20 protein-coding genes are annotated in these 24,930 nt (G+C 72.3%); 13 read left to right on the top strand and 7 right to left on the bottom strand.

The window, feature by feature from the left end; translation table 11 throughout:
- Positions 1–190: 190 nt before the first annotated feature.
- Positions 191–2,770, top strand: coding sequence for a sensor domain-containing diguanylate cyclase (locus WME89_RS49975; protein WP_438006561.1), 2,580 nt, complete (start codon positions 191–193; stop codon positions 2,768–2,770).
- 76 nt (positions 2,771–2,846) lie between these two features.
- Positions 2,847–3,203, top strand: coding sequence for a hypothetical protein (locus tag WME89_RS49970; RefSeq protein WP_438006560.1), 357 nt, complete (start codon positions 2,847–2,849; stop codon positions 3,201–3,203).
- A 182-nt stretch (positions 3,204–3,385) separates the two neighbouring features.
- Here the strand turns inward: WME89_RS49970 and WME89_RS49965 are convergent, their stop codons facing one another.
- The 7 genes from WME89_RS49965 to WME89_RS49935 all read right to left on the bottom strand — a co-directional run bounded on the left by WME89_RS49965 (position 3,386) and on the right by WME89_RS49935 (position 11,621).
- Positions 3,386–4,636: an outer membrane protein assembly factor BamB family protein gene (locus tag WME89_RS49965; RefSeq protein ID WP_438006559.1), complete on the bottom strand. Its 1,251-nt coding sequence runs from the start codon at positions 4,634–4,636 to the stop codon at positions 3,386–3,388.
- A gap of 224 nt (positions 4,637–4,860) precedes the next feature.
- Positions 4,861–5,331 (bottom strand): hypothetical protein, encoded by a 471-nt coding sequence (locus WME89_RS49960; protein WP_438006558.1) that lies wholly within the window; start codon positions 5,329–5,331, stop codon positions 4,861–4,863.
- A 227-nt stretch (positions 5,332–5,558) separates the two neighbouring features.
- The gene (locus WME89_RS49955; protein ID WP_438006557.1) at positions 5,559–6,056 is read right to left on the bottom strand and encodes a hypothetical protein; all 498 of its coding nucleotides are present in this window, start codon (positions 6,054–6,056) and stop codon (positions 5,559–5,561) included.
- Between the two features lie 11 nt (positions 6,057–6,067).
- On the bottom strand, positions 6,068–6,451 hold the full coding sequence (locus tag WME89_RS49950; protein WP_438006556.1) for a hypothetical protein: 384 nt from the start codon (positions 6,449–6,451) through the stop codon (positions 6,068–6,070).
- 64 nt (positions 6,452–6,515) lie between these two features.
- Positions 6,516–10,118 (bottom strand): RHS repeat domain-containing protein, encoded by a 3,603-nt coding sequence (locus tag WME89_RS49945; protein ID WP_438006555.1) that lies wholly within the window; start codon positions 10,116–10,118, stop codon positions 6,516–6,518.
- A 64-nt stretch (positions 10,119–10,182) separates the two neighbouring features.
- Positions 10,183–10,608, bottom strand: a complete 426-nt coding sequence (locus tag WME89_RS49940; RefSeq protein WP_438006554.1) for a DUF4279 domain-containing protein — start codon at positions 10,606–10,608, stop codon at positions 10,183–10,185.
- Positions 10,609–10,616: 8 nt separating this feature from the next.
- Entirely contained in the window at positions 10,617–11,621 is a 1,005-nt protein-coding gene (locus WME89_RS49935; protein ID WP_438006553.1) for a hypothetical protein, read from the bottom strand.
- 252 nt (positions 11,622–11,873) lie between these two features.
- Between WME89_RS49935 and WME89_RS49930 the strand changes: the two genes are divergently transcribed.
- From WME89_RS49930 to WME89_RS49880, 11 genes are all read left to right on the top strand, one after another.
- Positions 11,874–12,737, top strand: coding sequence for a hypothetical protein (locus tag WME89_RS49930; protein WP_438006552.1), 864 nt, complete (start codon positions 11,874–11,876; stop codon positions 12,735–12,737).
- A 134-nt stretch (positions 12,738–12,871) separates the two neighbouring features.
- Positions 12,872–13,369 carry a DUF2505 domain-containing protein gene (locus tag WME89_RS49925; RefSeq protein ID WP_438006551.1) on the top strand — a complete coding sequence of 166 codons (498 nt, stop codon included), beginning with the start codon at positions 12,872–12,874 and terminating at the stop codon, positions 13,367–13,369.
- Positions 13,366–15,975, top strand: a complete 2,610-nt coding sequence (gene sppA / locus WME89_RS49920; protein WP_438006550.1) for a signal peptide peptidase SppA — start codon at positions 13,366–13,368, stop codon at positions 15,973–15,975. Before WME89_RS49925 ends, sppA begins: the two co-directional genes overlap by 4 nt.
- Before the next feature lie 4 nt (positions 15,976–15,979).
- Positions 15,980–16,945, top strand: a complete 966-nt coding sequence (locus tag WME89_RS49915) for an ABC transporter ATP-binding protein (RefSeq protein WP_438006549.1) — start codon at positions 15,980–15,982, stop codon at positions 16,943–16,945.
- Between the two features lie 101 nt (positions 16,946–17,046).
- A complete protein-coding gene (locus WME89_RS49910) occupies positions 17,047–17,700 on the top strand; it encodes a hypothetical protein (protein WP_437622019.1) in 654 nt (217 codons plus the stop codon).
- On the top strand, positions 17,693–18,856 hold the full coding sequence (proB, locus tag WME89_RS49905) for a glutamate 5-kinase (protein ID WP_438006548.1): 1,164 nt from the start codon (positions 17,693–17,695) through the stop codon (positions 18,854–18,856). The genes WME89_RS49910 and proB overlap by 8 nt, the downstream gene beginning before the upstream one ends.
- A 142-nt stretch (positions 18,857–18,998) precedes the next feature.
- A complete protein-coding gene (locus WME89_RS49900; RefSeq protein WP_438006547.1) occupies positions 18,999–19,526 on the top strand; it encodes a hypothetical protein in 528 nt (175 codons plus the stop codon).
- Between the two features lie 385 nt (positions 19,527–19,911).
- Complete coding sequence (locus WME89_RS49895) at positions 19,912–20,739, top strand: trypsin-like serine peptidase (RefSeq protein ID WP_438006546.1); 828 nt, start codon at positions 19,912–19,914, stop codon at positions 20,737–20,739.
- Positions 20,740–20,811: 72 nt separating this feature from the next.
- Positions 20,812–21,450, top strand: a complete 639-nt coding sequence (lepB, locus tag WME89_RS49890; protein WP_438006545.1) for a signal peptidase I — start codon at positions 20,812–20,814, stop codon at positions 21,448–21,450.
- Positions 21,451–22,193: 743 nt separating this feature from the next.
- A complete protein-coding gene (locus tag WME89_RS49885; RefSeq protein WP_438006544.1) occupies positions 22,194–22,976 on the top strand; it encodes an FHA domain-containing protein in 783 nt (260 codons plus the stop codon).
- 172 nt (positions 22,977–23,148) lie between these two features.
- The gene (locus WME89_RS49880; protein ID WP_438006543.1) at positions 23,149–24,915 is read left to right on the top strand and encodes a DUF2169 family type VI secretion system accessory protein; all 1,767 of its coding nucleotides are present in this window, start codon (positions 23,149–23,151) and stop codon (positions 24,913–24,915) included.
- Positions 24,916–24,930 lie beyond the last annotated feature (15 nt).

The following is a 24,930-nucleotide window of genomic DNA, read 5'->3' as shown; positions in this document are numbered from 1 at the left end:
AGCCGCCCGTCGTCGTGGCGGGCGCACACCTGGTGGTCGGGGTCGGCCCCGGGGCCTTGATCGAGCGCGCGCTCGCGATCACGCCAGGGCCCACGTCCGCCCCCTCTCTCGCCTGTCTCCCCACCGGCCGGTCGCGCCCGGCAGAGAACTGGGCCCTCCGGATCGACCTCTGGTAGCGGCATGCGAGCCCATGGCCAACCTGGTGCTCGCCGTGCTCACCGCCCGCCGTCTCGCGCGCAATGCGGCGCCGCTCGCCTGCGCGCTGGCCCTCGGGGGGCTCGTGGTCCTCGACGCGGCCGAGCGCCTCCCGCCGCTCGCCGCCGCCGCGGTGTTCGTCGCGCTGGTCGGGCTCCTCGTCCAGCAGGCGCGCCGGCGCGCCGCCGCCATCGAGGCGAGCGCCCTGCTCGACCTCGAGGTCGGCGCCCTCCTCGTCGTCGCCACGTTCGCCGTGGTCCTCCGCCTCGACGGCTCGCTCGACGGCGACGCCCACGCCGCCCTCTACGTCGTCATCGCCCTCGTGAGCGCCTTCGCCCGCCCCGGCGCGTCGCTCCTCGTCGCGCTGGCCGCCGCCGCCCTCGAGATCGCCGTGCGCTCGGCCGTGGCCGCGCAGGGCGCGCCGCTCGCCCTGGACGCCGCGCGCGCCGCCGCGCCGCACATCGGCTTCATGGCCGTCTTCTCGGTGCTGAACGCGGCCATCCTCCGCGCCGAGATCGGCCGCGTCCGGAAGGCCTCGCGCACCCACCTCCAGGCCGAGATCGACCGGCTCCGCGACGACGCGCGCAGCTACCGCCTGCTCTCCGCCCCGGCCCAGGCGCGCGGCGGGGCCCAGAAGGGCGACGACGAGCGGCTCGCCCGCTCCGGCGTCGAGGAGATCCACCAGTCGGTGCTCTTCGCGCTGCGCCTGCTGCGCGAGTCGCTCGACCTCTACACCGCGATGCTCCTCTGGCAGAACGACACCGGCACGCACCTGCGCATCAGCGAGCTCGCGAGCGACGCCCCGAACCTCTCCGAGGGCCCGTTCCTCTCCGGCGACGGCGTCTTCGGCGCCGCGATCACGCAGCGCGCGCCGGTCGTCATCGGCGGGCTCAAGCCCGGCTACAAGCTCCCTTACTACGTCGGCCCTTCCCCGGTGCGCGCCGTCTGCGCGCTGCCGGTGTTCGAGCACGGCCAGCTCCGCGGCGTGCTCGTCGTCGATCGCGTCGAGGACCGCCCGTTCTCGCCGCGGGAGCTCGAGCTCATCGACGAGGCGTGCCGCTACGCGGTGCGCGCGATCCAGAACGAGCGCGTCTTCGTCCAGCTCGAGCGCGCCAAGGTCGAGCAGGGCAAGCTCTACCGCGCCGCCGAGGCGCTCGGCGCCGCGACCACGGAGACCGGCGTCATCGAGGCGGGCGTCACGAGCGCCCGCGAGATCACGTCGGTCGATTTCGCGGCGGTCACGCTGTACGACGAGGCGCAGAAGGTCCACGAGATCCGCGCCGTGAGCGGCGACGGCGGCGCCGAGCTGACGGGCCAGCGCTTCCGCCACAACGCGGGGCTCGTCTCGATGGTGCTGCAGAACCGGCACCCCCTCCCCTACCGCGGCGAGTACGATGAGAAGCGGCAGGTGGTCTTCACCCGCCGCGTCGCCCCGCCGACGATGCCGTCGATCATCGTGCTCCCGCTGGTCGTGCACGACCGCCCGCTCGGCACGCTGGTGCTCGGCTCGCGGCGGCGCGCGGCCTTCAACGACTCGGTGCGCAGCACGCTCGAGGTCCTCGCCAGCCACATGGCCGTGTCGCTCTCGAACGCGCGCATGATGCGGCGCCTCGAGGAGCTCGCGACGATGGACGGGCTGACCGGGCTGCTCAACAAGCGCGCGATGCTCGAGGTGGCCGACCAGAAGATCACGGCCGCGCGCCGGTTCTCGCGGCGGCTGTCGGTGCTGGTGACGGACATCGACCACTTCAAGAAGGTGAACGACACGTACGGCCACGACGTGGGCGACGTGATCATCAAGGGGCTCGGCGACGTCCTGCGGCGCGCGAAGCGGACGACCGACGCTGTCGCGCGCTTCGGCGGCGAGGAGTTCGTCGTGATCTGCGAGGAGACGGACGCGCGCGGCGCGATGCTGCTGGCCGAGCGCGTGCGCGAGGAGCTCGGCCGGACGACGTTCCACGCGGCCGGCAGCAACGGTCCGGTGCAGTGCCAGGTGACGTGCTCGATCGGCGTCGCGACGTACCCCGAGGCGGGCAGCACGTGGGAGGAGCTCTTCAAGGCCGCGGACGAGTCGCTCTACGTCTCGAAGCGGTCGGGCCGGAACCGCTCGACGGCGTGGTCCCCGTCGATGCGGTCCGGCAGCGCGCACCCGCCCGCGGCCGAGGCGCCCGCGTCGGCGAAGCCCGCGGCCGAGGCGGGCGCGCCGGCGAGGCCCGGGGCGGCGCCCGCGGCGCGGTCCGCGTCGGCGCCGCCCGCGCCGGTGCTCCCGCCAGCGAGGTCCGCGTCGGTGCCGCCTGCGGGGGCGCCCGCGCCGGCGAGGTCTGCGGCGGCGCCGCCCGCGGGGACGCCCGCGCCGTCGAGGTCTGCGGCGGGGTCACCTGCCCCGCAGCGCCGGCCGCCGGTGGGCGGCGGCGCGCCGGCGCCCTCGGGGCCGGACAGCGCGCCGCCGGGCGGGAGGCGCGTCGCGGCCTCGTCGCCGGCGCCGGCGAGGGCGCCCGGCGAGGCCGAGCCCCGGAGCAAGCCGAGGCGTCCGTCGGAGGCTGATCCCGCGAGCAAGCCGAAGACGGCTGCCTGAAGAGCCCGTGCGCGGCGCTTGCGGCACCGGCGCGGCGGGAACATAAGCCTGTGCGAGGGAAGCCCAAGGAGGAGCGATGAGCTCGGACCCTGATCGCGACGACCCCAAGGACGATCTCAAGCAGGGGCTGAGCCTGCTCTGGCGCGCGGCGCGCAAGACGGCCGTGGACCTGCGCAAGGACCTCGACCGCACGAGCGTGGGCAAGGCGATCGACGACGCCGGGCGCGAGCTCGTGCGGGCGGCGTCGAACGTCGTCGGCCGGCTCGGCGCCGAGCTGAGCAAGGGCCCTCCGCCCGCGCCCCCGCGCGACGAGCACCGCGACGACACCTCGGTGCCCGAGGCCCCCGCGACGCGGCCTGCCGGGCCCACCCCGGACGACCCTGGGTTCCGCATCGCGGTCGACCCGGAGGACCGGGGCGACAAGCCCCGCTGACGGCAGCTTCGCGGGAGGCCTGTCGAGCGGCCGCGCGGCGGGCCGGAGCGGCCTCGCGGAGGGCTTGTCGAGCGGCGCGGCGCTCAGGGCGCCAATCGAGGCTCGTGGGTCCATGACGAGCGCCGCGTGGCCCTGATGTCGCGAGGGCTCGACGGGAGCACCTGAAGGCGACGTGGTGCCCGTCACGGGCGTCTGGTTGCTGCCTTGCCTTCCTGTTCACCCCGCGCCGCCGCCCTGCCGGCGACCGTGGCCGTCTTGCGAGCGACCGCCGCGGCGGTGAGCCTGTCGGCCTGCACCACGCACGTCTGGACCGGCAGGCCGAGCGACGCGCGCCCCACGACGGCCCCGCCCTGCGCGTCGAAGAACGAGAGCTCGCCGCGCGCGTCGCACAGCGCGAAGCCGCCGGCGTAGGCCGCGCCGCCGACGAAGTCGGCCTCGCCGCCCTGGGCCCACGCGAGCTCGCCCGAGCGCGCGACGACGCCGACCGCCATCCGGTGGTACGTCGCCACGAAGCGATTCCCCTCGAAGCCGGGCCGCCCCGAGGCGCGGGGGCGGGCGTAGATCCGCGCCCGGTCCTCGGCCGAGGCGGCCGGCGCGAGCACCTCGGTCCCTGCGGTCATCCAGACGGGCGCCCCGGGCAGCTCGCGCGCCGGCAGCCGCGCCGTGGACGCGCGCCCTGCCGCGCCGAGCCCGATCGCGGCGTCGAAGCGCGTCGCCGCCGCGTCGCCGCCGAAGAAGACCGCTCCGCCGAGCAGGAACGCGCGGCTCACCTCGATGCGGAGCGCCGCCCGCGCCACCTCGCCGCCCGTCTGCAGGTCGAACACCGTGACGTACCGCCCGTCCCACGGCAGGAACGCGTAGCGCCCCACGACGGCGGGCACGCCGATGGCGGCGGAGTCCTCGATCTGGCGCAGCACGAGCCCCTCGTGGTTCACCGCGAGCACCACGCTCATGGTGCCCGTGGTCGACACGAGCGACACGACGGTGGTCTCGCCGTCGTCGCCCGCGCCGCGGAGCCTGCCGCCGGCGTTCCGCTGCCAGAGCGGCTTGCCGGTGCGCGCGTCGAGGGCGAACAGCTCGCCCTGGCCGAGCCCGACGACGACGCTCCCCGCGACGGCCGGCCGCGCGTCGAGCGGGTGAGTGAAGGTCCACGTCGGGCCGCCGTCGAGCGGCACCCCGACCAGCCGTTGCGGCCCTGGGCCCGCGACGACCCCGACCGCCACGTCCGCGCCGAGGGGGATGGGCCTGCCCGCGAACCGCTGCTGGAAGGCCGCGATGCGGGCGCCGCCGTCGTCCTTCCAGCGCGGGTCGAAGGCCTCGCCCTGCGTCTGACCGCCGCCGCACGCGCCGGACAGGGCCGCGAGCGCGGCGCCCGCCGCGAGCAGGAGCGCGCGGGCGCGGGCGGCGGCGCGGGGCGAGCGCGGGGTTCGCATGCGGTGTGACCTGCGGCGGTCGTAGCGCGGCTCCTGCTGGCCGGCCAAGCGGGCGTCACACAGAGAGAGCCGGCCGGCGCCGGCGACTCGGGGCAGGGCCGCTTTGGGGAGCGAAGGTGTGCGGCGCCGCAGGATGGCGCGAGCCGCCGTGCAGTGACGGAGGGTGCCGCACGAGCTGGAGTGGCATGCTGACGCAAGCCAGGGCATGGACGTTCGATACGAGATCAATCGCGACCCTCTGGATCTGACAGCGACGCGATGAACGCTCGCGGATCCTGCACATACCTCCAGGCCCTGGACATCTTCAACGCATGCAAGACTGCCGGAAACGTCGGTTCGTGCAGCTGCCTCGCCTCATCGATCAGGAGAACGCGAGCCTGCTGGAGCCCGTCAAGCAATCGCACCAGGTCTGCTCGCTGCACGCTCCGCAAGTCGATACGAAGGAGGACCTCGACGACACGCCCTCCCTCTCGAACCATCGTCAGGCAGGTTGCATCGTCGTGTCCCCAGATGTCCACCTCGGGCGACCAGCTCGGGCTCCTTCCCAGGACATCGCTCGCCGCCCGTTCGATTGCTGCATCCGGCTGAGCGTGCGCCCAGAGGTCACCGCGCTCGATCCTCTCAAGCAAGGCTCCGGCATCTCGGCCGAGCTCCGTGGAGGGCACCAGAAGAAACGAGCATTGCCAGATGGCCATATTCATTGCCCCTTGTCTCACGTTGCTGAGCGTCAACACGGGTTCACCCGCTGGTTCTCCCCGACCACCGACACCACTTACCGCCGTGGTCGTACCCGTAGCACACGATCTCCTCGCCGCTCCCGGGGAAGTGAATCTCCTGTGTCCGCCCCAGCGAATCGAACGCATACTTCAGCGTCGCCTGGTACGGCCCCCGGTGCTGCCCGGTGCGGATGCTCCCCGGTCACTCAGGTCGATGAAGAAGCACCAATCACAAACCTTTCGATGGCATCCCTGCACGAAGCACGAGCCAGCGCAAAGCCGAACTCTTCACGCCAGAGCTTTCGTTTCTTCGGAATGCACTGCCCGAGAGCCTTCCTGAGATCCGCCACTCCTGCGGGAGGGAACGACCAGCCGAGCCCTGGCTCATCGGACTCGACGTCCTCTGCGATCACGATATCGGCACTGAGCGCGATGGCCACATCATTAACGAGCGCGATGAATACATCATCGATGCTGGATGGGTGACACAGAGCAAAGCGAAGCGAGAGCGTCGCACCAGGCTCTCTCTCCGCGACCTCGATCTCTATAATATGCTCTGGATCTTCATGGCGGAAATGAGATTCAGCGGGCAGGGCCGGGACCACAGCATCGGGACGTGCTCCTCGGATGGCCAGGAGCGCCTGGACGGCCGCCTGGCGAGTGGAACCAGACGAGAGCCGCACGACGAAATCTTCGCAGCCCATCACTCACCTCTTCAATGGCCGACGATGTCGGCCCAGTCGTAAACAGGTCTCGGCGTCACCGTATTCAGCCGATGGATGGCGTTCTCTGGAATGTTGACCCCTGCACGCTCGGCGGCAAGAACGCGGTGGTGCCCGGAGATGATGCTCCCTGACCTGTCCACGATGATCTTGTCGGCCGACCAGTCCCACGTACCCTTGCGCATCGCCTCCGCATACCTGTCGACCTTGGCAGAATCGAAATGGCGGGCAGATTCCACTTCAGCGCTGTAGTCGTACTCGTACCGGATCAGCTGACCGCGCAGCGCGAGCTCCGCCGTCTGCTTCGCTCGCAGGTTCCCGACCAGGTCGTACCGCCACTCTGTGCGGCCCGCGTCGGGGCTCACGAGCTCCACCATCCGGCCCACCGTGTCGCACCTCGCCTCCGTCGCATCATGACAGCAAGGAGCAACCTCTCAGCTATCACGTCTCCATGTGTATTCGCCACGAGTAACCTGGCCCGATCAATAAAGCTTCATTGCCGCACCAAAGTTCCCAGTTCTGCTCGATGCTCGCATCTCCGGGGAGGTGGTCGCAGAATACAGACAACCGGAGCCCAGCGGAGAACACCAAACAAAGGTCCCATGCCGGAGCGTGACAGGTCGCCCCCACGAGCGTTTGGCTCCGCAGAGCCTCAAGAGATCGAGCGATATCCTCGGCTTCCCGGTCACTGCTTGAGACAGGTGACACGTCGCCATCCAACCTCCATGAACACCAAACCAGAAATCGAAACTCTCCTTGAAACAACCTTATATCTTCGCACTCCGCTGCATTTCGCAGGGGCCGCTCACGAGGAACTCGAGCACCAAGCGCCAGCGAAAAGGACGACCCGACCAGTCCTCCCGCACCGACGTGCCAGCAACGCTGCCCTACCACAGCGTTGAGCCTTTCAGAGATTGCGCCCGGGATTGAATTTGCGATTACAGTCATTGGATTTCTCCATTTCTTGGGGAACGATGCCTTGATCTCTCGGGCCAAATCCAGGAGATCGTCGATGGATCCCAATCCATCGCTGCCCTTCAGCGCTCGCATCTCCTCATGGAAGATCTCTCGCTGGCCTGGGGAAAGCCCGACCTCTCGAACAATCCGATCGATCTGTTTGATATCGGCCTTCTTGGCCATGTTGACGACGCCGTCGCCGCCATACTTTAGCTTCGCCGCTTCCAGTCGCTTCGCGGATTCAGGCAAAAAGTCCTGCACCGTCTTGCCTCCCCCTCTTGCGACCAAAGCTTCCGCTTTCGTGGTCGACTTTCGGGCAACTAGCTTGACGAGCGCCTTGCCCCCAGCCTTGACCAGCGTGAAGGCTGTGCCACCAATGCCCACCAAATCGATCGGATCGACCACCGACTCTTCGAGCGGCGGGTCGTTCGTAACGTGTCGGAGAGCGTCCCGCTCTACGGGCCCTCCGTCTACGCAGACCCCAGAGCCGCACATCGTATCTTCTGGATCGATGCTCTGTTCTGAGCTGTCCAGCGGCCCCACGAACGATAGACAACCGCCGTCCACGCATTCCTCGGCCAGACCTGTCGGGTCGACGAACCTCAGCGGATTGTTCCGCGTGTACGTGTACAACCCCAGGTGAATCGGGTCGTACACCCCGCCGTTCGGCGCCCCCCGCGTGTACTGGTCCAGGATCGGATCCGGGCTCAGCCACACCCCGAGCCGCGGCTCATAGCTCCGCGCCCCGTGATAGTAGAGCCCCGTCGACAGGTCGAGCTCCTTCCCGGTGAACAGGTACGGCTGCCGGTTCTGGAACCGCGAGTCCGTCTGGTCGGCCCACAGCTCCCCGCTCGGCAGGTACTCGACGTGCTGGCTCAGCTGCTGGTCCTGGTCGGTGACGTACTGCGTGCTCCCGAGCTGGTCGGGGTGGTAGTACAGCACCGGCGGCTCCTGGAAGAAGTCCGCGTCGATCTTGCTCGCGATCCGCGTCTCCCCCGCAAAGAGGTGCTTCGTCGCGACCACCCCGTTGCGCACCACGAGGTGCTGGTCGACGTACGCCGTCTCCTCCTCCCCGGCGACTCGGTGCAGGTGCACGCGCCGCTCTCCGGCGCCGTCGTACAGCGCCCGCGACAGCTCCTGCCCGTTCTCGCTCACCGACACCAGCCGGTTGTCCTCGTCCCACCTCAAGGTGCGCTGCGGGCTGTTCCGGTACCTCCACTGCTTGTGGTTGCCGTTCGCATCGTAGGACAGCTCCCGCAGCCGCCGGTCCGTCTCCGACGGCACGAACTCGTCCACCTCGTTCGCCGCGTGCGGCCTCGGCCCCGTGTAGCGGTACTCGTTGCGATACGTCCGCTCCCGGATCACGTCCTGCTTCTGCCACTCCCCCGGGGCGCCCCATTTCGGCACGTACCGGGCGACCTCCTGCCCCTTCTTCTTCAGGTTCCCGAGCACGTCGTACTCGATGGCCAGCGCGTACCGCTGCTGCTCGTTCCCCCGCTCCTGGTAGATCCCCGACGCCTCCGTCAGCTGGTTCAGGTCGTCGTACGCGAACCGCTGCCGCGTCGTCCCCACCATCACCGCCCCGCCCAGCGACTCGTCGAACGGCGCCGCGTTGTCGAGACCCAGCACGTTGCCCACGAGGTCGTACTCGTAATGCAGCCGCTGGAACGCCCGCGGCGCCCTCCCCATCGACCGCATCTGCGGCGTCTGGTGGTCCGCGTCCACATCCGATAGCCGCCGCGTCGACTCGTCATACCGGTACTTCGTCTCGACCCCGTTGCCGGCCACCACCCTCACCCGCTGCCCGAACTCGTCGTACCCGATGTGCCTCAGGTACTCCGTCGTCATCGGCTCGTCCGGGTGCTGCGGATTGACCCGCTGGTTCTCCCCCACCACAGAGACCACCGACCCGCCGCGGTCGTAACCGTAGCGCACGATCTCCTCACCCGAGCCCGGGAAGTGGATCTCTTGCATCCGACCCAGCGAATCGAACAAGTACTTCAGCGTTGCCTGGTACGGCCCCCGGTGCGGCTCACGCAGCCGCGGGAACTCCGCCGCCAGCTCGACCACGTTGCCGAAGCGGTCGTAGCGGTAGCTCCGCATCCCCGCCGCGCTCGTCTCCTGGCTCAACCGCCCCGCGAGGTTGCCCTGCGCGTCGCCGGCCTCCGCGGCGGCGCCGTACGTGTAGACCACGTCCTGCGTCACCGGATAGTCGATCTTCTTCAGCCGGCTGTAGTCGTATTCGTACCGGATCAGCTGACCGCCTAGCCCGAGCTCCGCCGTCTGCTTCGCGCGCAGGTTCCCGACCAGGTCGTACCGCCACTCCGTGCGGCCCGCGTCCGGGCTCACGAGCTCCACCATCCGGCCCACCGTGTCGTACGTCGCCGTCGTCGCGTTGTTGCGCGCGTCCGTCACCCGCACCAGCTCGCCCAGCGGGTTGTGCTCGTACCGCGTCACGATCTGCTGCTCCACACCGGCGATCGTGTTCCACTCCTCCACCGCCGCGATCCGTCCGCCCACGTCCCGGTAGGTGTTACGCGACTTGCCGTTCGCGGCGATCACCGTCTCCTGGAACCGCAGCTGCCCCTCGAACTGCACCAGGTCCCGCTCGACCCACGTCTGCGCAACCCCGCCCGTCCTCGTCGCCTTGGGGTCCGGCACCTCGACGAGCCGCGTCCGCGATAGCACGTCGTGCTGGAAGCGCGTGGCCCTCAGCATCTCCACGGCCGTGAACGTCGTGTCCGGCTCCGCGCTGAACGCCGGCTGTCCCTGCTCCACCACGCGGCCGAGCGCGTCGAACGCCACCGCGCCGCTCACCGTCATCCCGGCCTCGAAGCGCCAGGTCGCTTCGTCGCCGGCGTACGGCGATCCGTCCGGCCGCTTGCCTCCGCTGATCACGTTGGTGAGCGTCTCGAGCGCGCCTATCCCCGGCCAGTGCGTGGCCGAGCGCTCGCGCAGCACGCGGTCCTCCGAGTCCGTGGTCCGCACGAGCCTCGGCTTCACGAAATAGGGAGCGTCGTCCTTCTCGTAATCAATATGGTGGTGCACGTTATCAACCGCGATTTCCTCCTCGCCGTAGTGATTCACGTCGGTGAGGTTGCCGACGTCATCGACAAGCCGCGTCTCCCGTTGAGCACGCGGAGCCAGGTGGTTAGCCGGGGAAGTAAACGTCCACTCTGTCGCAAAGCTCCGAGATCCGCCGCAGCACGTCCGACGCGACCGTGAAGCCACCCTGACCGCCCTCCGGCTCCCACCAGACACCGACAGAGACCGTCGCTCCCGCCGCTTCAGCCGCCTGCCGGATCGCTGCTGCCCGCGGCTCTGCTACCGCGAGGAGCCCGAGGGCGCACTGCTCGACGTCGGAGCCCTCTGCGGTGATTACCCAGATTCCAAAAGGACGTTTACGTACCCCTCCCGCTTTGGACTCGTAAGAGTCCCCCTTGCTCCACGCGCGCGATGGAAGCAGGCCGATAACCGCTGTTACCTCCGCTGGCACAACCCTGTCCCCAGACAGCCCGAGCTCCACGTGCGCGATGTCAGCACGCTCCTCGTGGCGGCTCGCTTCATCATCCTTCATGTTAACACTCACAGGTATTCGAGTAAATTACCGAGATAATTTCCCACATTATCCACGTAGTCACCAGTACTCAAGATCCTCCCGTGATGATTATTCGGGATCTCATTGAATTTCTTTAGCGCTTCCAGTGCTCGCCCCCATTCGCCGAGCCACCCGTTGCGGCGCTCGCTGTCGTAGCCGATGGCGAGCGACGGTTGCATACCATTGCGCCCCGGCGGGACCTCGATCGGGTGGCTCAGATGCGCCGAGCCGCTCGAGCTCGCCTCGGGCGGCGCGATCAGCGCCACGCCGGCGAACGGGCTGCCGAGCGCGAGCCCCTTGATGCTGCTCGGATCGAACGAGCGTGCGCCCGGCGCGTCGGGCATCGCCAGCGTCGCGTTGATGAAATCGGTGAAGTGGTCGGTCAGGCTCGCCAGCTTGCCCTTCGCGGCCTCGCCTTCCCGCTCGACGCGCTGCCACGTGCCGAGCACCTCGTCGAAATAGAAGCCCATCACGTGCTGCGCCGTCATCCCCGGGGGAATGGCGTGCTCGTCATAAGGCAGCGTCAGCCGCACCGGCTTCTTGAACCGGAGCCCGTGCGGCCCGAAGCGGTATGCCCTCCCTCCGGGCGTGACGTTGACCATCGCCCGCCCCATCGGCTGCACCTCGGCCAGCGGCAGCGGGCGAATCGTGATGCGGACCGGCTCGTCCACCGCGCCCTGCGGTATCTCCAGCACGGCGCCCTCGAACGCCAGCACCCGCGCCTGGTCGGGGAGCACCATTTCTCCATGAGGCGCCCCCACGTCCTCGACCAGCGGCGCGTCGACCCGAGGCCCCAGCGACAGGCCGAAGGCGCCGTCGCTCGGCAGCCGCAAGGGAATCGTGGAGAGCGCCACCCCGCCGCCCGGAGGCGCGAGGGGCGAGGGTGGCAGGTCGAGAGGCCCTGCCAGCGCGAGGCGCTCATGCCCCCGCCCGAGCAGCAGCACCACCGCACAGAACACCGCGAGACGATAGAACCAGCCCGCCTGTCGCATTCGAGATACTCCCGACGCAAGGTCCGTTGAATTCGCGGCCAGGTATCCACGGCAGAACGCACTGTGTCAACACCCGCTCGATAACAAGCAATTACAGGTCGCCCTCTCCTCTCCTCGCCGGTCGCATTCCCTCGCATGTTGCGCCTGCCGATCGGCGCAGCAGCATTCAGACGCACAACCGCGTTGAACACCGTTGACTCCTCCCTCTCGATAGCAACCATCACACGGTCACGCTCGACCAGGAGGGAGCTCATGCCCCTGAAACGCACCCCGAAGAAGACGTCCGAGTCCACATCAGCGAAACCCAGGTCGGCCACGAAGGCGCCGGCCTCGCGCAAGACGAGGCGCCCGGCCTCTCCGATCCACGATCCCACCAGCGACGACGCGCTCCTCGCGCTGGACCCTGCCTACGCGGCCGGCCCCGACATGCCCACGAGCGTCGCGGAGCGAGAGCTCACCTCCATGGCGCGCCTCGCGCACGCGCAGCAAGCGCGGCTGTCGAAGATCGGTGTCACCTCCGACAAGGTGGAGCTCCTCGCGCACTTCGCGCGGCGCCTCGGCGCGCTCGAGAAGGCATGGCAGCGGGCGCGCGGCGCCGTGCAGCTCACGTCCGCGCAGCGCAAGCTCCGCGACGAGGCCGAGGCGCTCGACGCGAAGCTCGTGGCCGGCGGCCGGTGGGGCTGCCGCGACGACGCCGCCGCCCAGGCGGAGCTCTCGCGCATCGCCGACGGCTCAGGCCTTTCGGACACCATCCAGGACCTGCGCGATCTCGTCGAGTTCTGGTTCGATCACGAGGGCGCGCTCGGCGTGACCGATATCACGACGAAGGATCTCGAGCGGGCCAGGGCGCTCGCCGATGCGCTCGAGGAAGCCGCCGCCAACGAAGCCTCGGACGCGAGCGCCGCCCACGCGCTGGAGCTGCGCAACCGTTGCTTCTGGGCCGCCGACGAGCTCGCCAAGGAGATCCGCGAGGGCGGCCGCTACGCCTTTCGCGATCAGCCCAAGATCGCAGCCAGGTTCGTGTCGCGCCACCGGACGACCCTGAACCGGCGCTCCCGTCTGAAGGCCAAGAAGGCGAAGGTGGAAGCCGCCCCGGAGCAGGCAGCGCCAATCTGAGAGCCCCTCCCGCGCTCGTCCCTATCGCTCCCGCGCCCGCCCCTATCGCTCCCGCGCCCGCCCCTATCGCTCCCGCGCCCGATCCTCTCTCCCCCGCGGCCGATCCTCTCGCTCCCCACGTGCTAGAAGGCGCCGTGCACTTCACCATCTGCCACGAGCTCGACGCGCCCGTCGACGCCGTCGAGCTCGCCGTGCTCTCGCCGGAGCTCGGACCGCGGCTGGCCACCAAGGTCGCCTCGCTCGAGAGCGTCGTGACCGTCGAGCACGCGCTCCGCGACGGCGAGCTGCTCCGCGTCCTGCGCTTCCAGGCCAGCGCGCCGCTGCCGATCTTCGCGAGCTACCCGGTCGCGAAGGACGCCATGTCCTGGGAGGAGCGCTCGACCTACCGGCTCTCCGATCACGCCGCCACCTGGCAGGTGAGCCCCAAGGAGCAGTGGCGCAGCTATTTCCGCTCCACGGGCACGTACCGCCTCGAGCGCCTGCCCCAGGGGCGCACCCGCCGCCGCGTCGAGGGCGACCTCGAGATCCGGCTGCGCCTGCTCGGCCCCCTCGTCGAGCGCATGGCCCTCGCCGAGGTCCAGCGGACGTACGACGCCGAAGCGGATACGCTCCGGGAGCTCCTCAGCGCATGAACGACCTACTCCGCCCCGCCCGCACCGCCCGCCGCACCACCCTCGCCCGCTCCGCCGCCGCGCTCCTCGGCCTGTGCGCGCTCGCCAGCGCGCACGCCGCGCACGCCGCGCCGACCGACGGGCCCTCGCAGCCCATCCCCGACCCGGGCAAGGCCGTCGCCAGCAGCGACGACACCTCGGCGATTGCGGTGAACCCCGCGAACCTCTCCTTCCTGCCAGGCACGGAGCTCCGGTGGACCTGGGTCGCCACGGGCTCGGCCTCGCCGCTGCCGGCGCGCGGCCACTCGATCGCGCTCGGCCTGCCGCTCTGGTTCGTGTCGACAGGCCTGCGCTTCGACTTCCTCGACCCCCCCGCGGCGGCGCCGATCGACAGCCCGTCGCGCTGGGTCCGCTGGGGGCTCGCGCTCGACACAGGGCCGGGCTTCGCTTTCGGGACCACGCTCGGCTGGGGCAGCTCCGACGCGCCGGCGCTCGACGGGTACTTCTCGCTCACGAGCGGCATCACCCTCCGGCCCTCGACATGGCTCTCGCTCTCGGCCGTCGCGCGCGACTGGAACCGCCCCGAGAACCGCCTGAACGAGGCCATCGAGCGCAGCTACGACCTCGGCGTCGCGATCCGCCCCGTCGGCGGCAGGCGCGCGCTCGAGATCGGGCTCGAGACCGCCTACGTCGAGAACAGCGACCCCGGCGAGAGCGGCGCCTGGGTGCCCCGCGCGACGCTCGGCCTGCGCGTGCCCTACGTCGGCACGCTCCGGGGCGACGTGACGCTGCGCGACCTCACGACCGGCGGGGACCCCCACGTCGCGGCCATGGCCGGCCTCGACGTCAACGTCGACGAGCTGCAGCTCTCCGCCGGCGGCGTCTTCGGCGACGCCATCACCAAGAACGGCACCGGCCTCTACTTCGGCGCCGCGCTCCGCAGCTTCTCCGAGGAGGGCGTGCGGCTGCCGGCCCGCGTCGTCCGCATCCGCCTCGACTCGACCCCGGGCGTCCGCAGGCACACGCGCTTCCTGCAGCAGCTCTGGCGCCTCGCCGAGGACCCGGAGGTCTCCGGGGTCGCGCTCGTGCTGCGCGCCGAGCCGGCCAGCTCGCTCGCCCACGCCGAGGAGGTCAGCGACGCGATCCGCAACCTGAAGAGCCACGGCAAGAAGGTCATCTGCCACCTCGAGGACTCCGGCGGGCGCTCGCTCCACGTGTGCTCGCACGCCGACACGATCGCGATGAACCCCGCGGGCGGGCTGCGCTTCGCCGGCATCTCGTCGAGCTACTTCTTCTTCGGCGGCCTCCTGAAGAAGCTCGGCGTCCAGGCCGACATCGTCCGCATCGGCGCGCACAAGCTCGCCGCCGAGCAGTTCGCGCGCGAGAGCGGCACCCAGGTCGGCAAGGACGACCGCCAGGACCTGCTCGAGCAGTTCAACGGCGCCTTCCTCGCCGAGGTGAGCGCCGGGCGCCGCATCCCCGCGGCGGAGCTCGCGCGGCGGCTCGCGCGCGGCCCGTTCCTCGCGCAGGAGGCGCGGCAGTTCGGCCTCATCGACAGGCTCGCCTACGACGACGAGATCGGCCGCGTCATCGACGAGGTGATGGGGCGCGCCTCCCGCGTCGTCGACGACGACCCCGGCGACGAGGCCCCGGAGCGCTGGGGCTACTCGCCCAAGGTCGCGCTCGTCTACCTCGACGGCGACATGATCGACGGCGAGAGCCGGTCGATCCCGCTCCTCGGCGTCAAGCTCGCGGGCTCGTACACGGTCGCGGGCGCGCTGCGGCGCGCGCGCGAGGACCGCAGCGTCCGCGCCGTCGTGCTCCGGGTCGAGACCGGCGGCGGCTCGACGCTCGCGGCCGACGTCATCCTGCGCGAGGCGATCCTCACGGCGCGCACGAAGCCGCTCATCGTCTCGATGGGCTCGCAGGCGGCGAGCGGCGGCTACTACGCGTCGGTCGCCGGCGGCACGATCTTCGCGAACCGCTCCACCGTCACCGGATCGATCGGCATCTTCTACGGCAAGGTCGACGTCACGGGGCTGCTCCAGAAGCTCGGCGTCGCCATCGAGACGTTCCGCACGACGCCCCGCGCCGACGCCGAGTCGCTCTACAGGCCGTTCACCGACGACGAGCGCGAGCAGCTCGGCGTCAAGGTGAAGCAGCTCTACGATCGCTTCATCGCCCGCGTCGCCGAGGGCCGGCACATGCGGCCCGACGAGGTCGACGCCCTCGCGCGCGGGCGCGTGTGGACCGGCGCCCAGGCCCTGGAGCGGCGGCTCGTCGATCGCGTCGGCGGGCTGCGGGAGGCGCTCGCCGAGGCGCGCCGGATGGGCCAGCTGCCCGACGACGCCCCCGTCGTGTCGCTCCCCGAGGAGGACACGTCGCTCCTCGGCTACGTCCTCAGCCTGGCCGGCCTCTCGGCCCAGGCCCAGGGCGAGCTCGCGAAGGCGACCATCCCGCCCGTGATGCTCGACGCCGCGCGCGCCCTCACGCCGTTCCTCGTGTTCGGCGCGGAGCGGCCGCTCGCGCGCAGCGAGTTCGCCGGGGAGATCTCGTTCGGCGTCCCCGCCACGGCGCGCGAGGACGAGCCCCTGGGCCCCGCGCCGCGTGCGCTCGAGGAGCGCTGATCGCATGGGCGCGACCGACGCCGCGGGGCCGCCGCTGCTCGACGCGCGCGCCGCGCGCATCGCCGTGGACGACGTCGTCGCGATCGACGCGCTCACCGTGACGACGCGCGGCGAGCGCGTGCTCTGCGCCGGCGACACAGGCGCGCTCTTCGCGGCGCTCGCGGGCGTCCCGCTCTCGTCCGCCCGCGGGCCGGCGGCGGACGCCGGCGGCGCCGCGGCGGACGACGCCGGCGCCGCGGCCCCGGGCGAGGCGCGCGTCGTCGCCGGGCGCCTCGCGGTCGCGGGCCACGACGTCGGGCGCTCCGCGCACCGCGCGGCGAGCGGGGCGGCGCCGCTCGACCCCCCGCTGCCGCTCGCGTGGACCGTGGACGCCTACGTCGCCTGGGGCGCGCGGCTCTCTGGCGCCTCGCCCCGCGCGGCGGCCGAGATGGCGCCCGCAGCCCTGGCCCGGGTCGGCCTCGCGGCCGCCGGCAAGCGCGCCCTCCGGACGCTCGCGCTGCCCGAGCGCCGCGCGCTCGTCCTCGCCCAGGCGATCGCGACCGCGCCGGCCGCGCTGATCGTCGAGGATCCGCTCGTCGGCCTCGACGACGGCGCCGCCGGCTTCGTCCTCGCCGCGCTCGCGGGCGCGACCGAGGGCCGCGGCGCGGTGCTCACGACGGCGCGCCTCGACGCCGAGGGCCCGCGGGGCGTCCTCGCCCGCGGCGCCACCGACGTGCTCGTGCTCACCGGCGGCGAGCTCGCCTTCTCGGGCACGTTCGCGGAGGTCGCGGCGGGCGGCCGCCTCTACGCGCTCACCGTCCGCAGCAACGCGGAGCTCCTCCGCGAGGAGCTCGCCGCCCGGGGCATCGCGCTGCGTGGAGGGCCGGCGCGCTTCTCCGCCGCGCTGCCCGAGGGCGCGACCACCCGCGACGTCGTCCTCGCCGCGACGCGCTGCCGCGCCGCGATCGTCGAGCTCGTCCCGCTCTTCTGAGCGCCGCGCGCGGCCTCCGCCGCGCCGTCCGCGCCTCGCCGCGCCTCGCCGGGCCTCGCCACTGTTCGCCACCCGCCGGGCGCCGTAGTACCGTGCGCGCGATGTCATCCGAACCCGCCGCGAACAAGCCGTCCGCCGCTCAGGTCACCCCGGGCGGCCCGCCCCCCGGAGGCCGCCTCGCCGTGCTCACCGCGTTCGCGGTGGGCGCGTCGTGGCTCCCGGTCCCGGTGCTCCCCGATCGGATGCTGCTGCGCATCCGCGGCGCCATCGTGCAGGACACTGTCGCCCGCCACGGCCTCAGCCTCACCACCGACGCGCGCGCCCTGCTCACCCAGCCCGGCGCCGAGCAGACCCCGATCCGCAAGGCCGCGCAGCTCGTCACGAAGGAGCTCCTGCGGCGGCTCAACCCGGCCCTGGCCCTCGCCGCCGCCGCGCGCGGCCTCGAGGTCTACGCCCTCGGCCACCTGCTGAACCGCTACATCACGCGCGTCCGCCGGACCAGCGCCGTGCGCATCCACGCCGAAGAGGCGCGCTGGATCCGCGACGCCGTCGATCGCGCCGTGCGGCGCTCGCTGTCCCCCTCGCTCCGCCCGGACCTCACCGTCCTGCCGAGCGGCACGGAGGACCTGCGCGACGAGTTCACGCGCTGGATCGACGCCTTCCTGCTCGCGGGCGCCGCCGTCCCCGAGTACATCGAGCGCCGCCTCGACGCGGCGTTCGACGAGATCGCCGCCGCCGGCCTCCCCCATGACTGACCCCGAGGATCGCACCGCCACCGCGGGCGCTGTCGACGGCCGCCACGCGGCCGACGCCGCGCCGGACGGCGGCGACCAGCAGGGCGCGCGCGCCGCGCTCAAGCGCTGCCGCCGCGTCATCGTCAAGATCGGCTCGAAGAGCCTCTCCGGCGACGCCTGGGACCGGCTCGCCGCCGAGGTCGCCGCGCTCCGCGGCCGCTCCGGCCGGAGCCTCGTCATCGTGTCGAGCGGCGCCATCGCCCTCGGGGTGGCGAAGCTCGGGCTCAAGGCGCGGCCGAAGGACATGGCCTGGCTCCAGGCCGCGGCCGCGGCCGGCCAGAGCGTGCTGATGCAGCGCTACGAGGAGGCGTTCGGCAAGGTCGGCCTGCTCGTCGCGCAGGTGCTCCTCACGCACGCCGACCTCGCCGACCGCACCCGCACCAACAACGCGCGGAACGCCCTGGCCGCGCTGCTCGAGGCGGGCGCCATCCCGATCATCAACGAGAACGACGCCGTCGCGGTCGAGGAGATCAAGTTCGGCGACAACGACCAGCTCGCGGCGATGGTGACCCCGCTCTGCGAGGCCGATCTGCTGATCCTCCTCTCGGACGTCGAGGGCCTGCTCGACGGCGACGGGCGCCGCGTGCCGTTCGTGCGCAGCGTCGCCCGCGAGGCGCGGCACCTCGCCGGCGCGTCGACCTCCGGCGTCGGCACCGGCGGCATGGCCAGCAAGGTGGAGGCCGCGCGGCGCGCCACGCTCGCGGGCTCGCACGTGGTCATCGCCGCCGCCCGCGAGCCCGGGATCATCACGCGCATCGTCGCGGGCGAGGACGTCGGCACCCTCTTCGCCGCGGTGCCGCAGCGCCTCAGCGCGCGCAAGCACTGGATCGCGTACACGCTGCGCCCGCGCGGCGCGATCCTCGTCGACCGGGGCGCCGCCGAGGCGATCGGCTCGAAGAACCGGAGCATCCTCGCGGTCGGCGTCCTCGGCGTGCGCGGCACCTTCCTCCCGGGCGACGCCGTCGCCGTCGTCGACCCGGAGGGCACCGAGATCGCGCGCGGCCTCGCGCGGATGTCCGCGGGCGACGCCGCGCGCATCGCGCGGAAGAAGCGCGACGAGGCCGGCGAGGACGTCGTCGTCCACCGCGACGACCTCGTGGTCCTCCCGAGCGAGTAGCCACTCCCCGGCCCTCCCGCCCGCCCTGTAGGTGCGCCGACCACCCGTTCGCGCGCCCCGCGATCTTCCCGGGAACCTCCGCGCCGCCCGGCTGTCGGTCCGTGCTGTCGCTGCTGTGCTGTCGCTTGCTGGAGGACGGGTGATGCGCTTCGGGTTGTTCGTCGCCAACGGGTTGGTTCTCGCGGGGGTCGCCTGGACCGTCGGGCTCGGGCCGAGCGTGAAGGCCTCGCAGCTGCTGCCGCCGCGCGCCACGGCCGGGCTCGGCGAGCTCGCGGAGCTCGAGGCCCGCTACGCCGCGGGCCGCACGCCGGAGAGCGTCACCGCGCTCGCCGCGGCCTACCTGGAGCGCGATCAGCCCGGCCTCGCCTCCTCCGCCCTCGACGCAGCGCCCCGCGAGGTGCGCGCGCTCCCGGGGACGGCGCACCTCGCCGCGCGGGCGCTGCTCCGCCGCGGCCGCGTCCGCGACGCGCTCGCCGCGGCCGAGCAGGCCTCGGCGGCCTGCGCGACCGGCGCCTGCCCCGCGTGGCTCGCGGCGAAGTCCGAGCACCAGCGCGCCTTCCTCGAGCAGCTCGTCGCCGCGGGTGTCGAGGACCCGCAGACCGCCCCGGAGGCCGCGCGCGCCGCCTACGAGCGCAGCACGAGCCAGGTGCGCCTCGTCGCGATGCGCTGAGCGCGACTCGATCACGATGGACGCGACGAGATCCTGCGCCGCGCCGGCGAAGATCTGCCCAGGCCCAACCTCTGTGGCCTGGCTGGACAGGATGGCTGTCGCCGCGAGCCCTGCGTCGCAGCGCAGCGACACGATCTCGACGCATGAGCGGACGGCGGGCGGCGGAAGGCGGACGAGACGATCGTTGGGGTCATATCCAAGCTTGGAAACCCTGTCGTTGTCGAATGACGGTCACCGCCTTCTGTCGTAGCCTTTGGTCTTGCTCGGCGCGTCCACACCGGGGGCGCTGTCCGATTGAACAACCGGTTGCGCTTGGGAGGGTGTCCCTCAGGTGGAACAGCCGCATGCTCGCGCGCGGGGCGCCCTGGCGACCGCATTGAGAGGGTTGTACCGAGTCGTCGCGGCGGCCTCCGCCGCGCTCGCGCTCACCGCCGCCGCGGGCTGTGCGCCGCCGATCACCAACGCCGGGCTGCCGATCCCCGCGGCGAAGCCGGGCCAGGAGCAGCGCCCGGTCCAGCTGCGGCCACCGTTCGAGCTGTCGACGAACGAGGACGCGATCGTCCGGATCGTCACCGACGTGACGTGCACGGGGACGCTCATCACCGAGGACCTGGTGCTCACCGCGCACCACTGCGTGGCCGCGCGCGACGAGAACGGCAGGACGCTGCGCCGCGACCAGGAGCCGGAGGCCATCTCCATCGAGCTCGGCGGCGACCACCTGCCCTGGGGCGACGTCACGGTCCGCGCGGTCGTGTCGCCGGACTGCGGGTACACCTCGGGCCAGGGCGACATCGCGATCCTCGTGCTGTCGCGCCGGCTCATCGGGATCCCGACCCTCACGCCGCGGATCGAGGCCGAGCCGGAGCCGAAGGAGGTCGTGACGCCGTACGGCTTCGGCCGCTGCGCGCTCTCGCGCGACGCGATCCACCTCGTGCCGCGGCCGGGCGGCTCCATCGACGCCGTGAGCCCGGCGCACTTCGTCGCCACGGCCTCCATCTGCCCGGGCGACTCCGGGGGGCCGGCGCGCAGCGACATGGGGGGCGACGTCGTCGGCGTGATCTCGTCGAGCGTGATGGACGGCGACGAGCACACGACCGGCACCTCGTACTTCAGCCGCCTCGACGTGTGGCCCGAGCTCTTCTCCGCCGCCCGCGAGATCGCGGCGGGCGCGAGCCCGAGCGAGCTGCCGCCGTACCGGAGCTGCCTGCGTTGACGGCGCCGCGGCGTCCGCGGGCCTTCCTTGCTGGCCGCCTGCGGCCGGCGCTGCGCTAGGCTGCGGGTCTGCATGCGGAAGCTGTTCAACGGGCTGCTCTGGATCCTGGGAACCCTGCTGGTGATCGGCGTCGTGCTCCGCGCGCTCGTCCTCGATGTCTGGACGGTGCCGGACGACCCGAGCCTCGGCGCCTCGGTCGCGCCTAGCCTGGCCCCGGGCGACGCTGTCGTCGTGCTGACGCGCGGCACGCCCGGCTTCGGCGAGCTGGTGCGGTGCCCGGATCCCGAGGCGCCCGGCAGCTACATCGTCGGCCGGATCGCGGGCGTGCCGGGCGACACGGTCGAGGTCGACCACAGCGCCCTCGTCGTGAACGGGCAGCGCTACGACGCCGAGGTCGGGTGCACCGAGCCCAAGCTGAGCATCAACGACCCGGCCACGGGCAACGCGGTCCAGCTCTCGTGCGACATGGTGATGATGGGCCCCGGCCTCCACCTCCGGGCGACGGGACGCAAGCCCCCGCTCGAGCGCCGCCACCGCGTCGAGGTGCGGCCCGACACGGTCTTCCTGCTGAGCGACAACCGCAGCTACCACGACGACTCGCGCGACTTCGGCCTGCAGCCGCGCGCGGCGTGCAACCAGCGGATCGTCTTCCGGCTCTGGGGCGCCGGGGGCTGGGCCGACGACCAGCGCCGCTTCACCTTCGTGCGCTGACGCCCGCCGGGGGGCCGCTCGGCCGCCGCGGCGACGCCCCGCCGGCCGCGGCGACGCCGGTCCGCCGCGACGACGCCCCGCCGGCCCTGACGACGCCGGTCCGCCGCGGCGACGCCCCGCCGGCCGCGACGACGCCCCGCCGGCCGCGGAGGAGGCTCCGCTGCCCGCCCGCCGCGGCTGCCCCGCGCGCTCGAGCTCGCTGTCCAGGGGGCCCGGGCCCGCTGTCCCGGCCCGGCCGGCGCGGAGCCTCCGCCGCGGCGGGCCGCGAAGCGATGTCAGCGAGCTTGACCCCTCCGCTCTCCGACGTCTAGAACCGTGGTCCTCTCCACCCGGGTCGGGAATCCAGCGCGAGGTGCGGGCCGGGTTCTCCGTCCGGGCTCGCTTCATCGGTCGGGGGTCCGCCCAGGCGGCCCTCCACTGGCGCGGGTCGGAGAACCGCGATCCCGCGGTCCTCCAATGCACCGAGGCGACGTTTGCACACCGAGCAGCACGAGATTGGCATCGTCTGTGGCCAGTGCGATCTGTGGAGCCCGATGGGCACCGCGCGTTGCCCTGAGTGCGCGAACGACCTGGCCCTGTTCACGCCGCGCGCGGCGACGCCGCCCCGGCGCTCCCCGACGCCCGCCGCCGGCAGCGGCAGGGCGGAGCCCCGGCTCGACCCGACGAGCTCGCGCGGCCCGGGGCGAAGCCCCAAGACCACCTCGCCCAAGAGCGAATTTGCCGAACTCTCCCAGGAGGAGCTGATGGAGCAAGCCCGTAACTACGTCTGCCGTTCCTGCTCGAGCGGTGTCCCCTCGGGCCACAAGTTCTGCGGGAGGTGCGGAACAGCGGTCCCGCCCGAGATCCTGAGCGCGCAGACGCTGTTCTTCGGGGACATGCAGAACCCGGCGAAGGCGAAGCTGATCCTCATCCGCGGCGAGGGGATGGACGGCCTCTCCTTCCACCTGAAGGCCGAGCAGCACATCGTCGGCCGCAACGGGCAGCTCGTCTTCCCGGACGACCCGTTCGTCTCGCCGAAGCACGCGAACTTCTTCTACCGCGACGGCAAGCTGGTGGTGCGCGACGAGGGCTCGCTGAACGGCGTGTACATCCGCGTGCGCGGCACGATCGACATCACGCCGGGCGACACCTTCCTCGCGGGCGAGCAGCTCTTCCGGCTCGATCCGACGCCGCGCGCCTCCGACGGCCAGGATACGGACGGGACCTTCTTCTACTCGTCCCCCAAGCACCCGAGCCCGTTCCGGCTGACGCAGGTGCTCCAGGGCGGCGCGGTCGGCATGACCGTCTGCGCGCGCGGCAGCTCGCTTCAGATCGGGCGCGAGGGCGGCGACCTGAACTTCCCGGTCGACCTGTACATGTCGGGCTCGCACTGCCGCCTCGAGGAGCACAACGGCAAGTTCACGCTCACGGACCTCAACAGCCGCAACGGCACGTACGTGCGCATCAAGAGCGAGCGCGAGCTCGCCCACGGCGACTATCTCTTCATCGGCCGCAAGCTCCTGCGCGTCGAGCTCAACACCAACTAGCCCCGCGCGCGTCCACGTCGCGGCCGTCCTGGCGCTGGCCGGCCATGGGAGCGCGGCGCGCGTCGCTGCCGCGCACAGGCGCCGCGGCGCGCCTGCTACACTCCAGGCAGGCCGGTCGATCCCTGGCACACGTCCGCGCCGGAGCGATCTCCTCCCGGAGGACCTCTCGCCCATGACCACCGCTCGCTGGCCCCTCAACGTCCTCCGCGCCGGACCTGTCGCGGCGGGCGCGACGCTGTGGCGCAGCCGCGGCCAGCTTCATGTGACCGTCATCGCCAAGGCCACCTTCGCGATGGTCGCCGGCGGCGAGGCGCAGCGGATCGAGCCGCTCGAGGTGATGCGGAGCGAGGTCTACACCCGGGGCCATCCGATGAAGCCGCTCCTCGCGGCGAGCGAGCTCGCGCCGTGGCTGGAGCGCGCGGAGGTGGTGCTCACCGGGCACGCGTGGGCGCCGGGCGGGGTGCCGGTCCGGCGCATGCCGGTGCGGCTCGCGATCCTGCGCGGGGCGGCGGCGCTGGTCGACAAGCGCCTCGAGGTCGTGGGCGATCGGACGGCCACGGCGGCGTCGCCGGACCCGGAGCCCGAGCCGTTCGTGAAGATGCCGATCGAGTACCAGCGCGCCTGGGGCGGCGACATCCGCGACCCGGAGAACCCCTTCGGCGTCGGCGCCATCCAGGACACGCGCGGCGGAACCTCGTTGCCCAACCTGCTGCCGCCGGGCGGGGGGCGCGCGCCGATCGGCCTCGGGCCGATCCCGCCGATGGTGCCGAGCCGGGCGAGCAGGCTCCGCGGCCTCGCGCGCACGGCGCTGGAAGGGGTCGCGTCGATCCCGGATGATTTCGACTGGTCGTACTTCCAGTCGGCGCCTGCGGATCAGCGCTTCGATCGGGTGCTCGGCGGCGAGCAGATCGTGCTGGAGGGGCTGAGCCCGCATCACCCGGTGCTGACGACGCGCCTGCCGTCGCTGCGGGCGCTCGCGACGATCTACCTGCCGAACGGCGCGCAGCGGTGGTTGCTGCTGGTGGGCGACACGCTGATCGTGCAGTCCGACGCCGACCGCTGCGCGGTGGTCTTCCGTGGGAGCTTCCAGGTGGCCCTGGAGGAGGCGCTCTCCGCGCTGCGCGTCGCGGTGGGCGTGGAAGCGGGGGGCCAGCCGGTGCCTTGGCCGGACGCCACGGAGGTGCTCGCGAGCGCGCCGGTCGAGACAGCGGCGGAGCGCGTGAAGTCGGGGGACTGGAGCTCCACGGTGACGCTCGACGACGACGACGTCGTGGACGCCCCGGAGAGCGCCGTGGGGGAGCACCCGCTCGCGGGCACGATGCCGCTCGACGACGCGGCGCTGTTTCCTGGCGTCGAGGCGCGGCCACGCGAGGCGCAGGCCGCGTCCTCGCCGGACGCGGCGCTCCGAGCCCAGAACCGGGGCGGCACGGCGGGCGCGCCGTTTCCGCTCGCGCCTGCGGGGGCGCACGGCGCTCGGAGCAGCGGCGAGCACGCGGACGCGCCCTGGGCGGTGAGCCGTGTGACGGCGATCCCGGTGGCCGCGTCACCGCTGGAGAGCACGATCGATCTGAGCGTGACGGTCGACGCTCCGCTGGAGGGAGCGATCGAACGGCGCGCGCCGGCCGGCGCCCCGCTGGAGGACACGATCGATCTGCGTGTGCCGGCCTCCGCGCCTGCGCCGGTGGCCGCGCCCGCGCCCGTCGCGGCACCTGCGCCCGTCGTCGCGCCCGCGCCCGTCGCCGCACCTGCGCCTGCGCCCGTCGCCGCACCTGCGCCTGCGCCCGTCGCGCCCGCCTCCGCGCAGCTGCCCACGCCGGAGCGCGATCCGCAGGCCGAGCGCTCGCCCGGGCCGCGGGCGTCGGCCACGGCGCCCTCCGCGCCGAAGCAACAGCGGCCCGATCTCCTCGGCAGCCTGTACAAGCGCTTTCGCAAAGGCTGAGCCGGAACGAAGATG

The organism is Sorangium sp. So ce321, assembly GCF_051530195.1.
GTDB lineage: Bacteria > Myxococcota_A > Polyangia > Polyangiales > Polyangiaceae > Sorangium.
This window is presented reverse-complemented; position numbering and strand designations above follow the sequence as displayed.